This window comes from Winogradskyella sp. PE311 (assembly GCF_046545555.1).
Classification (GTDB): domain Bacteria; phylum Bacteroidota; class Bacteroidia; order Flavobacteriales; family Flavobacteriaceae; genus Winogradskyella.
The window spans coordinates 19,677-31,252 of record NZ_JBHZTH010000006.1; the positions used below are offsets into that span (position 1 = coordinate 19,677).

Sequence of the window (11,576 nt, forward strand, 5' to 3'; positions counted from 1 at the left end):
TAATTCATACACAAAGACTATTGTTTTCAAAAAAAGCAATAGTTTTTTGTCTAAACGAGAATCTGTATTATGAAGGAAGTTAAGATAGAAACTAAACTTAAAGTTTACGATGGGATGAGTGAACTTCCAATCAATGTACAAGAATTAATGGAATCTGCTATTTTGGCTAGGGACAATGCTTACGCACCATATTCGAAGTTTAAAGTAGGGGCTGCGATATTGTTGGATAATAATGAGATAATTATTGGAAGTAACCAAGAGAATGCATCTTATCCTTCTGGTCTTTGTGCAGAGCGCACTGCAATCTATTATGCTGGTGCAAAATATCCTACAAACAACATTTTAAAAATGGCAATTACAGCATCATCACAGAATCAAGTAACTGATAAGCCGATACCACCTTGTGGTGCATGCAGACAAACAATAGCTGAATATGAAATAAAGCAGAATCAAAGCATTTCACTTTATTTCATGGGAGCGAAAGGTAAGATTGTGGAATCAGATTCTCTAGCAAATTTATTGCCATTACTTTTTGATAATTCAGTATTATAGCATTTTCATTGCAATAATTTCAGTAATTGGCTTTTTTTTTAGCAATTACAGTTTCTTCATTATTATCTAAAGTGTTATTTTTGTTATTAACTTGTGCTTTTCTTATAGTATCTTTTTAAAAGATCTTTTAGAGACCAGCCAAGTCATTTTTTTGACATAAAATAATTAGCCAAATGCAAAAAATAACTAAAGAAGTTTACTTAAAGTGGTACGAGGATATGTACTTCTGGAGAAAGTTTGAAGACAAACTTGCCGCAGTTTACATTCAACAAAAGGTAAGGGGTTTTCTTCACTTATATAATGGACAAGAAGCTGTATTAGCGGGTGCTTTACATGCTATGGATTTAACAAAGGATAAAATGATAACTGCTTACCGTAATCATGTACAGCCAATAGGTATGGGTGTAGATCCAAAACGTGTTATGGCAGAATTGTATGGTAAAGCAACAGGTACTTCTCAAGGCCTTGGAGGCTCTATGCATATATTCTCAAAAGAACATCGTTTTTATGGTGGTCATGGTATTGTAGGAGGCCAAATTCCATTAGGTGCAGGTATTGCTTTTGGTGATAAATACCATGATGTTGATGGAGTAACTATTTGTTGTTTTGGTGATGGAGCGGCTAGACAAGGTTCGTTACATGAGACTTTTAACTTAGCCATGTTATGGAATCTACCAGTAGTTTTTGTTTGTGAAAATAATGGTTATGCTATGGGAACTTCTGTTGAAAGAACTGCCAATCATACCGATATTTGGAAATTAGGGTTGGGCTACGAAATGCCTTCCGGTCCCGTAGATGGAATGAATCCAATTAAGGTTGCAGAAGCATTTGATGAAGCTATTACTCGAGCTAGAAGTGGAGGTGGACCTTCTTTTTTAGAAGTTAAAACTTACCGTTACAGAGGCCATTCAATGTCTGATGCACAGCATTATAGAACGAAAGATGAAGTAGCAGAGTACAAGAAAATAGATCCTATTACTCAAGTAAAGGATGTCATTTTAGAAAATAAGTATGCTACTGAAGCAGAATTAAAAGATATAGATAAACGCGTAAAAGCGCTGGTGTCTGAGTGCGAGAAATTTGCTGAAGAATCTCCATATCCGGAGAAGAGTGTAATGTATGATGTCGTTTACGAGCAAGAAGATTATCCATTTATAGATCATAAAATTAAGTAAGCTATGGCAGAAGTAATTAATATGCCGCGTTTAAGCGATACAATGGAAGAGGGTACTGTAGCTTCCTGGTTAAAAAAAGTAGGAGATAAGATTGAAGAAGGAGATATTTTGGCTGAAATTGAAACAGACAAAGCAACGATGGAGTTTGAGTCTTTTAACGAAGGCACTCTTTTGCATATAGGTATTCCCGAAGGAGAAACAGCTAAAGTCGATACGCTTCTAGCAATTATAGGCGAAGAAGGTGAAGATATTTCAGGTTTATTAAATGGAAGTACTGAAGCAGAAAAGTCTGATGCAATATCCGAAGGAGAAGATACCGTTGAAGACGTATCGGATGTTGATTTTGATAATTCTACTGAAGATTTACCAGAAGGTGTCATCGTGGTTACTATGCCGCGATTAAGCGATACGATGGAAGAAGGTACAGTCGCAACATGGCTAAAGAAAGTTGGAGAAGAGGTTGAAGAAGGTGATATTTTGGCTGAGATTGAAACCGATAAAGCGACTATGGAATTTGAATCTTTTCAATCGGGAACTTTATTACATATCGGACTAGACGAAGGTGATTCTGCTAAGGTAGATGCATTATTAGCCATCATAGGTCCAGCTGGTACAGATGTTACAAATGTTGCTAAGAACTTTAAAGTGACTGGAGACATGCCTAAAAAAGAATCAAAACCTGAACCTAAAAAGGAAACACCAAAAGCAGAAGTTAAAGAAGAAAAACCTAAAGTTTCAACTTCAACTTCAGCTTCAAGTTCAACTTCGAACGGAAGAATATTTGCATCACCGTTAGCCAAGAAAATGGCAGAAGAAAAAGGAATTAATTTATCTCAAGTCAATGGTTCTGGTGAAAATGGCAGAATTGTTAAAAAAGATATAGAAGGTTTTACGCCATCTGCCCAATCTGCATCATTAGGGAAATTTGTACCATCAGGTCAAGAAGATTTTGATGAAGTACCAAATTCAAATATGCGAAAGGCAATAGCAAAGAATTTAGCAAAATCTAAATTCAGTGCACCACATTATTATTTAAATGTGGAATTTGATATGGAAAATGCAATGGCATTTAGAGCACAGTATAATTCAATACCAGATACTAAGATTTCATATAATGATATGATTGTTAAGGCATGTGCTTTAGCATTGCGCCAGCACCCTCAGGTTAATTCTCAATGGTTTGATGACAGAATGCAATTAAATAATCATGTACATATTGGTGTGGCAGTTGCTGTACCAGATGGATTATTAGTACCAGTAGTAAAGTTTGCAAATGAGCAAAGCTTAACACAAATTGGTGCTGCTGTAAAAGAATATGCAGGAAAAGCTAGAAATAAGAAATTAGCTTTAGATGAAATGGAAGGGAGTACATTTACAATTTCTAACTTAGGAATGTTTGGTATAGAAAGTTTTACTTCTATTATTAATCAACCAAATTCTGCAATTTTATCTGTAGGTGCGATAGTTGCTAAACCAGTAGTTAAAAATGGCGCAGTTGTTCCAGGAAACACTATGAAGTTAACTCTAGCTTGCGATCACCGAACAGTTGATGGTGCAACAGGAGCACAATTTTTGCAAACGTTAAAAGGATATATTGAAAATCCGGTAACGATGTTAGTATAAATAAAAATAAATTATTCTGTTACAATTCAGAATACATATTAAAAGTCCTGATTTGATTAATTACGAATCGGGATTTTTTTATCTTTAAATTATCAATTCAAATAACATGAAGAAATTACTATCAATATTTGTAGTACTAACATTGTTTTCTTGCTCTATAAGTAAAAAGGCTAAAGACGGAAAACCTGGTAAGGATGGAACCGAACAAGCTAAAACATTTTCTGACCAGAAAATAATTACAATAACTCCAAAAGATATTAAAGCTAGCATGGAATACTTGGCTTCTGATGAACTAGAAGGAAGAGCAACTGGAAGTAAAGGTATAGAAAAAGCGGCAGTGTTTATTGAGAATTACTTTAAGGAAAATAATATAAAGCCCTATTTTGAGACCTATCGCGATACTTTTAAACTAGGTGAACTCATAGGTTATAATATAGTTGGTATGCTCGAAGGGAATGACCCAAAACTAAAAAATGAGTTCATAATTTTAGGTGGGCATTACGATCACATAGGTGAGGGTAAAGAAGTCAATGGCGATAAAATAGCAAATGGAGCTAATGACGATGCTTCAGGAACTATAGCAGCTATGGAGTTCGGTAGGTATTTTGCAAATTCAAAAACAAATAAACGTAGTATTTTAATAACACTATATGCTGCTGAGGAAATGGGATTGAAAGGTTCAGGTCATTTAGCAAAAGAGTTAAAAGCTAAAGGCTTAAATGCATATACTATGATAAATTTTGAAATGATTGGAGTGCCTAGAGCTGCGGATAAGTCTATGGCCTATATGAGTGGCTATAATCGCTCTAATTTTGCACCAACATTAAATAAGTATGCAGGGGAAGAAGTTGTAGGGTTTTTTCCTAAAGCAAAAGAGTTTAATCTGTTTTTTAGATCAGATAACTATCCGTTTTTTAAAGAATTAAATATGCCAGCACATGCGATATCAACGTTCGATTTCACGAATTTTGAATATTATCATCATGTAGATGACGAGGCTGATAAAATGGATTATACCCATATGGCAAGCTTTATAAATAAAATGATTCCTGCACTTGAAGGAATGATGAATACACCAACAAAAGAAGTGGTTTTAAACGATGAGTAAAAATATAATTATAACAGGTACAAGTAGAGGAATTGGATTTGAATTAGTTCATTTGTTTGCTAATCTGGGTCACAATGTATTGGCATTATCAAGAAATGCTCAACCAGTTAGCAATTTGCATTTTGAAAATATAAAATCCCTCGCTTTCGACTTATGCAAAGGGGAAGATTATAAAAAGGTAGAGAAATTTATTTCTGAAGAATGGGGTCAAGTGGATATTCTTATAAACAATGCAGGAACTTTATTGAATAAATCTTTCTCTGAAACTACGTTTCAAGACTTTGCAAAAGTTTATGAAACCAATGTTTTTGGAGTCTCCGAAATGACAAGAATTACTTTACCATTTATGAAAAATAACAGCCATGTTGTAACTATAAGTTCAATGGGTGGTATTCAAGGCAGTGTTAAATTTCCGGGTCTTGCGGCTTACAGTTCTAGTAAAGGCGCCGTCATAACTCTTACAGAATTATTAGCAGAAGAATATAAAGAAACAGGCCCACAATTTAATGTGTTAGCATTAGGTGCTGTACAAACAGAGATGCTAAAAGAAGCTTTCCCAGATTATCAGGCGCCTACAACAGCTTTAGAAATGGCAACTTATATCCATGATTTTGCACTAAATGGCAATAAATACTACAATGGTAAAGCTTTACAGGTATCAAATTCTACTCCTTAATGTCTAGGTATAAATGTATTATTTTCGATTGTGATGGTGTCTTAGTAGATAGCGAGGTGATTGGGAATCAAGTAATTGTTGATTTGGCAAATCAATTAGGAGCAAATATTGATTTGGAATATGCCTTACAACACTTTAAAGGTAATTCATTAGAAAATTGTATGCATCAAATAGAAGACTTGACTGATGCACCAATTCCAAAAAGTTTTGAAAGTGATTACAGAAGACAATCTTTTGAAAAATTTAAAAGTGATATAAAGCCAATTGAAGGAATTAAAGAAGTTATTAAAAAATTAAAAATTCCATTTTGTGTAGCTTCAAGTGGACCTGAAAGTAAAATTAGACTCAATCTAGAGTTAACAGGTCTTTTGCCTTATTTTGAAGGGAACATATTTAGTTGCTATGCTGTTAAAAAGTGGAAGCCAGATCCAGCTGTTTTTCTATGGGCAGCAGAAACTATGGGTTTTGAGCCAAAAGACTGTTTAGTTATTGAAGATAGTCCAATAGGTGTTCAAGGTGCTTTAAATGGTGGCTTTGATGTTTATGGCTACACTGCTCATGATTATAAAGATGAATTGCAAATTAAAGCGACGAAAACCTTCAATGATATGATAATGTTGCCAATGTTAATGAATTGTTAAGACTAATTTTTATATTTATAAAAAAAAGTGTTAATGATTGAAAAATTACAAACCTATAAGGTCAAATTTCTTCTATTATTTTTAAGTTTTACAACCACGATACAACTATCTTCTCAAACATTTGATAGAGTTGAAGAAATTGTTGGAATTAATGCAGAAGAAAATAACGGAGTCGCAGTTGCTGATTATGATGGCGATAATGATTTAGATATTTTTATTGTTGCAAAAGCTAAGGATAATCCAAATAGTCCAAAAACTTTAAGTCGTTTATATAGAAACAATAATGATGGTTCTTTTACTGACATAACGGAATTTGCTGGTTTTGATGAGCTATTATTAGAGGATGAAGGTGGGGAATCTTATATAGGATTAGATGGCTTTAAAAATGGTGCATCTTGGGGTGATTATAATAATGATGGATTTCCAGATTTATTCTTAACCTATTCTTTTAAGGTTCAATTATGGAGAAATTTAGGGAACGGTACTTTCGCAAATGTAACTGGGATTTCTGGTTTCAATGACACTGCCAATGAGTGTCGAAATACTGGTGCTACTTGGTTTGATTTTAATAATGATGGTTTTTTAGATATTTATATCAACGACTGGGCTGGTTGTGGTAGTAACCAGTTATATCAGAATAATGGCAATAATTCATTTACGGATGTAACGGCCTCGACAGGAATTGAGTCTTCAAATAATATTGCAAGTTATACAGCTTTACCTTATGATTTTAATGCTGACGGCTTTATTGATTTATTAGTCTCTAATGATTTGAATGAACCCAACAATCTCTATATAAATAATGGTGGTAATTCATTTTCTGACCAAGGCTTGGTTTATGGCCTAAATACCATGGGTAACGATATGGGAATAACAATTGGCGATTACAATAATAATGGAGATTTTGACATTTTTATTACAGCAATTGACGATAATTTCTTTTTGGAAAATAATGGGAATAATACTTTTAGTGAAGTTGCAGATGCATTAAATGTAGGCAATACCTTTTGGGCATGGGGAACACGATTTTCTGATTTTGACTTAGATGGTGATGAAGATTTATTTGTATCTAACGGTTTTTCCTTAGAGGACAGAAACGCAGAGCCTAATTTTTACTTTAAAAATCTTACAGTACAAGGACAAGAAATCTTTGAAGATGTGTCATCCGAGTTAGGTTTAAACGAACAGACAATTAGTGTAGAAGTAGTTGATTTCGATTATGATAATGATGGTGATATTGATTTGTTTGTATCTAACAGCGATGGAGTGTCATTTCTATATGAAAATAAGACGCTAAATTTTGATGACGTTACGCCATCTTTACATTGGTTTAAAATACAATTAGAAGGTACGGTGTCTAATAGAGATGCGATTGGTACAACAATTTCTTTAACTACTATAAATGGAACACTAAAGCGTTATTATTCTGGTGTAGGCTTTTTAAGTCAAAGTTTACAAGCCATACATTTTGGACTTGCTGATGCTACTCAAATAAGTGAATTGGAGATTCAATGGCCTTCCGGATTAATAGAAACCTTTACTAATCTCAATTCAGATATTATAATAAAAGCTACCGAAGGTGAAGGTTTTGAGATTCTTAATATTGAGCCGAGTCAAAAAATTTATGGATGTACTGATCCCGTATCATGTAATTATAATCCAAGTGCAACTTTAGATGATGGCTCTTGTATGTACCTAGAATCACAAACAATTGTGGGTAATACCAGTTCATCATTTTTAAGAACAGAAACCTATAGTTATGCTCTAGGAAGTAATTCTTCTGCCGTATGGCAAGTTTCAGGTGGAGAGATTTTAAGTGGGCAAGGGAGTAATGAGATTACGGTACACTGGGAATTAGAAGCATCTGGACGCGTCACAGTAACTGAAACTGATGACCAATGTTCTAGTCTAGAAAATTCAATTGATGTTTCTTTAGGTGTTGCGAATTTAGCAGATGGTATCTCTACGGCTAGACTTTGGAATGAGGGTCTATTAAAGGCAATAAGAGGTGATTTTGCAAGACCTACTGTCCATGCAAGAAATTTATTTCATACAAGTATTGCGATGTACGATATTTGGGCTATTTATGATAATGATGCTAGTCCTTACTTAATAGGTAATACGGTAAATAACTTTTCTAGTACATTAGAAGAGTTTATACCAGTTGAAGAAATTGATCCTTCATTACGTAAGGCTATTAGCTATGCTATGTATCGTCTATTAACACATCGTTTTCAAAATTCGCCAGATCAGGAAAGCGCGCAGGCTACATTTGATTTATTAATGGATAAGCTCGGTTATGATATAAACCTAACATCACTCTTTTATGAGGATGGAGATGCCGCAGCTTTAGGTAATTATGTAGCTCAAACGATTATAGATTATGGTTTTCAAGATGGTTCAAGAGAAGCAACAGGTTACGACAATGCGTATTATGAGCCTGTTAATGAAGCATATGCTTTAGATGCAAATGATAATCCGCCAATTAACGATCCAAATCGTTGGCAACCTCTAGGGTTAGATATCTTTATTGATCAAGGTGGTAATATTGTGGGAAGTAATGTTCCACCATTCTTAAGTCCCGAATGGGGAAATGTATTTGGTTTTGCATTGTCTGAAGATGATAAAGTTACATATCAAAGAGATGGTAATGATTTTAATGTTTTTCATGACCCTTCGAATCCGCCATATATCAGTTTAACTCAAAATAATACTGACAGTGATGCGTATAAATGGGGATTTTCAATGGTTTCTGTTTGGCAATCACACTTAGACCAAACAGATGGAGTTATGTGGGATATATCTCCTAACTCTATAGGTAATGTTGATATAAGTACGTTTCCAACAAATTATTCAGACTACCCGAGTTTTTACAATTTTATAGAAGGAGGAGCAAATAGTAATGGACATAATTTAAACCCAGTTACTAATAGTCCTTATGAAGTAAATATAGTTCCTAGAGGTGATTATGCAAGAGTATTGGCTGAATTTTGGGCAGATGGACCAGATTCTGAAACTCCTCCAGGTCATTGGTTTACAATATTGAATTATGTAAATGATAATCCTCAATTTGAAAAACGTTTTGAAGGTGTTGGAGACATTTTGGATCCATTAGAATGGGATGTGAAAGCATATTTCATTCTAGGAGGAGGAATGCATGATTCTGCAATTTCAGCATGGAGTGTTAAAGGTTGGTATGATTATATTAGACCAATTTCGGCCATTCGCTCTATGGCAGAAAAAGGCCAAAGTACTAACAATACCTTAGCTAATTATGATATTGGTGGTATACCGCTTTTAGAAGATTACGTTGAGGTGGTAGAGCTTGGTGATCCTTTAGCTGGTTTTGCTAATCAACATGTTGGTAAAATAAAACTATTTACTTGGAAAGGTCACGACTTTATTGGAAATACAGAAACTGACCAAGCTGGTGTAGGCTGGATTTTGGCTGAAAATTGGTATCCATATCAAAGACCGACATTTGTAACACCTCCATTTGCGGGCTATGTTTCAGGGCATTCTACATACTCTAGAGCAGCTGCGGAGTTATTGACAATGATTACTGGTAGTGAATATTTTCCTGGTGGTTTAGGAGAATTTACAGCAAAGGCAAACGAGTTTTTAGTCTTTGAGGAAGGGCCGTCGGTTGATGTTGTACTGCAATGGGCAACTTATAGAGATGCTTCAGATCAGACAAGTTTAAGCAGAATTTGGGGTGGTATTCATCCTCCAGCAGACGATATTCCTGGAAGATTCATTGGTCAAGCTGTTGCAGAAGACGTATTCGATTTTGCAGTCCCATATTTTAATGGATCATTAACCGTTGATGATATTGACCAAGCTATAACAGTATATCCTAATCCAACCATTAATAAAGAAATTTTTATAGGCAATACAAAAGCTAATGATAATATTATTGTTTATGATATTAGTGGTCGTAAAATCAATGTAGTCAATAGAATATTTAATGATATAAATAATACTACAACCTTAACATTCAATTCTAATGCATCCGGATTATATGTATTAAAGGTGAATAATAGTTCTAAGATGATAGTAATAAATAAATAGCGTATCAATAAATAGGTTATTTTTATATTAATGCAAGAAGAGCTTATAAATTCTATACCAAAGGAAGCTTGGCCCATCATAAGGCCAATACTGTTAAATGAAAATTTAATTGTAAAAATTAAGAGTGAACGTAAAACAAAGCATGGTGATTATAGACAGTTACCTAATGGTAAACATCAAATTACTGTAAACTCAAACCTAAATTCATATAGATTTTTAATTACTTTAATCCATGAGATTGCGCATTTTGAAGCTTTTAAAAGGTATGGTCGGAATATAAAACCTCATGGAAAAGAATGGAAACATACTTTTCAGCATCTGATGTTACCTTTTTTGAGACCAGAAGTTTTTCCTATTGAATTACTATCACTTTTAGCAAAACACTTTAAAAACCCAAAGGCGTCTAGCGATTCAGACGCGCCACTCGCCTTAGCTTTAAAGAATTTCGACGATAGTAATGATAAGACTTATATATTTGAAGTACCTTTGAATCAGTCTTTTAGGCTTTATAATGGTAGGGTTTTTAAAAGAGGTAATAAACGAAGAAAGCGATACGAATGTATTGAGATTAATTCTGGTAAACTTTACTTGTTTAATCCAAATGCAGAAGTAGAAGTTCTTGATTAAAAATTAAAAATGATGGATAACAAAAATTCAAATTATTATGCCATACTTATGGCAGGTGGAGTAGGATCGAGATTTTGGCCAGTGAGTACACAAGATTTTCCAAAACAATTTCACGATATGCTTGGCACGGGAGATACATTAATTCAGAAGACTTTTAATCGCCTGGCAAAATTAATTCCAGAAGAAAATATTTTTATACTTACTAATGAACGTTATAATGATTTGGTATTAGAACAATTACCAAGTGTTACTAAACGACAAGTAGTTTTAGAGCCAGCTATGAGAAATACAGCGCCATGTATACTATATGCATCATTAAAGATTCAGAAAGAAAATGAAGATGCCGTAATGATTGTTGCACCTAGTGATCATTGGATCGAAGATGAACAAGCATTTTCTGCTAATGTAAAAACAGCTTTCGATTTTTGCGAATCTAACGATGCTTTAATGACTTTAGGTATTACACCTACATTTCCTAATACTGGTTACGGTTATATTGAATATGATAATTCTAATAAGAATGAAATAAAATCTGTAAATCAGTTTAGAGAAAAACCAGATTATGAAACAGCAAAAACATTTATAGATCAAGGAAATTTTTTATGGAATGCAGGTATTTTTATGTGGAGCGCTAAGACTGTTGTAGCTGCGTTTAAAAGAAACCAGCCTCAATTATTTGAACTATTTGAAAATGGTATAAGTACTTATAATACAGAGTTTGAAGATGAATTTATAAAAGAGAATTATCCCAAAGCAGAAAATATTTCGGTAGACTATGCGCTTATGGAAAAGAGCACAAATGTGCACGTGATTCCTGCTACATTCGATTGGAATGATTTAGGAACATGGGGTAGTCTTTATGATAAATTAGATAAGGATGATAGTAATAATGCTGTTGTAAATGCAAAGACTCTAGCTGAGGATGCATCTGGTAACATGATTAGAACAAAAGGAGATAAAGTGGTTGTTGTCGATGGATTAAAAGATTATATCATTGTAGATAAAGACGAAGTTTTACTTATCTTTCCTAAAGCAAAAGAACAAGATATTAAAAAAGTTCTTCAAAATGTTAAAGCTAATTTTGGAGAAGAATATGGTTAAAA

At 33.9% G+C, this 11,576-nt stretch carries 9 protein-coding genes; all 9 read left to right on the forward strand.

Translation table 11 applies throughout. The features are described 5' to 3' along the window. Positions 1–69: 69 nt before the first annotated feature. The 9 genes from cdd to ACFWU4_RS15115 all read left to right on the forward strand — a co-directional run bounded on the left by cdd (position 70) and on the right by ACFWU4_RS15115 (position 11,574). Positions 70–552, forward strand: a complete 483-nt coding sequence (gene cdd / locus ACFWU4_RS15075; protein ID WP_411129369.1) for a cytidine deaminase — start codon at positions 70–72, stop codon at positions 550–552. Positions 553–725: 173 nt separating this feature from the next. Further along, positions 726–1,727, forward strand: a complete 1,002-nt coding sequence (gene pdhA / locus ACFWU4_RS15080; RefSeq protein WP_411129370.1) for a pyruvate dehydrogenase (acetyl-transferring) E1 component subunit alpha — start codon at positions 726–728, stop codon at positions 1,725–1,727. A gap of 3 nt (positions 1,728–1,730) precedes the next feature. Further along, on the forward strand, positions 1,731–3,350 hold the full coding sequence (locus tag ACFWU4_RS15085) for a pyruvate dehydrogenase complex dihydrolipoamide acetyltransferase (RefSeq protein ID WP_411129372.1): 1,620 nt from the start codon (positions 1,731–1,733) through the stop codon (positions 3,348–3,350). A gap of 106 nt (positions 3,351–3,456) precedes the next feature. Next, the gene (locus ACFWU4_RS15090; RefSeq protein ID WP_411129374.1) at positions 3,457–4,458 is read left to right on the forward strand and encodes a M28 family metallopeptidase; all 1,002 of its coding nucleotides are present in this window, start codon (positions 3,457–3,459) and stop codon (positions 4,456–4,458) included. Continuing rightward, positions 4,451–5,134 (forward strand): SDR family NAD(P)-dependent oxidoreductase, encoded by a 684-nt coding sequence (locus ACFWU4_RS15095; RefSeq protein ID WP_411129376.1) that lies wholly within the window; start codon positions 4,451–4,453, stop codon positions 5,132–5,134. The genes ACFWU4_RS15090 and ACFWU4_RS15095 overlap by 8 nt, the downstream gene beginning before the upstream one ends. Continuing rightward, positions 5,134–5,775, forward strand: coding sequence for an HAD family hydrolase (locus tag ACFWU4_RS15100; RefSeq protein ID WP_411129378.1), 642 nt, complete (start codon positions 5,134–5,136; stop codon positions 5,773–5,775). Before ACFWU4_RS15095 ends, ACFWU4_RS15100 begins: the two co-directional genes overlap by 1 nt. Positions 5,776–5,808: 33 nt before the next feature. After that, a complete protein-coding gene (locus ACFWU4_RS15105) occupies positions 5,809–9,846 on the forward strand; it encodes an FG-GAP-like repeat-containing protein (protein WP_411129379.1) in 4,038 nt (1,345 codons plus the stop codon). 30 nt (positions 9,847–9,876) lie between these two features. Continuing rightward, entirely contained in the window at positions 9,877–10,473 is a 597-nt protein-coding gene (locus ACFWU4_RS15110; RefSeq protein ID WP_411129381.1) for a SprT-like domain-containing protein, read from the forward strand. A gap of 12 nt (positions 10,474–10,485) precedes the next feature. Further along, on the forward strand, positions 10,486–11,574 hold the full coding sequence (locus ACFWU4_RS15115) for a mannose-1-phosphate guanylyltransferase (protein WP_411129664.1): 1,089 nt from the start codon (positions 10,486–10,488) through the stop codon (positions 11,572–11,574). Positions 11,575–11,576: the final 2 nt, after the last annotated feature.

What these genes read in the sequence shown, in the direction of transcription:
- ACFWU4_RS15090 (WP_411129374.1), top strand. Translation starts at nt 3,457, where the DNA reads ATGAAGAAATTACTATCAATATTTGTAGTACTAACATTGTTTTCTTGC.
- ACFWU4_RS15105 (WP_411129379.1), top strand. Translation starts at nt 5,809, where the DNA reads ATGATTGAAAAATTACAAACCTATAAGGTCAAATTTCTTCTATTATTT.
- cdd (WP_411129369.1), top strand. Translation starts at nt 70, where the DNA reads ATGAAGGAAGTTAAGATAGAAACTAAACTTAAAGTTTACGATGGGATG.
- ACFWU4_RS15085 (WP_411129372.1), top strand. Translation starts at nt 1,731, where the DNA reads ATGGCAGAAGTAATTAATATGCCGCGTTTAAGCGATACAATGGAAGAG.
- ACFWU4_RS15100 (WP_411129378.1), top strand. Translation starts at nt 5,134, where the DNA reads ATGTCTAGGTATAAATGTATTATTTTCGATTGTGATGGTGTCTTAGTA.
- pdhA (WP_411129370.1), top strand. Translation starts at nt 726, where the DNA reads ATGCAAAAAATAACTAAAGAAGTTTACTTAAAGTGGTACGAGGATATG.
- ACFWU4_RS15110 (WP_411129381.1), top strand. Translation starts at nt 9,877, where the DNA reads ATGCAAGAAGAGCTTATAAATTCTATACCAAAGGAAGCTTGGCCCATC.
- ACFWU4_RS15095 (WP_411129376.1), top strand. Translation starts at nt 4,451, where the DNA reads ATGAGTAAAAATATAATTATAACAGGTACAAGTAGAGGAATTGGATTT.
- ACFWU4_RS15115 (WP_411129664.1), top strand. Translation starts at nt 10,486, where the DNA reads ATGGATAACAAAAATTCAAATTATTATGCCATACTTATGGCAGGTGGA.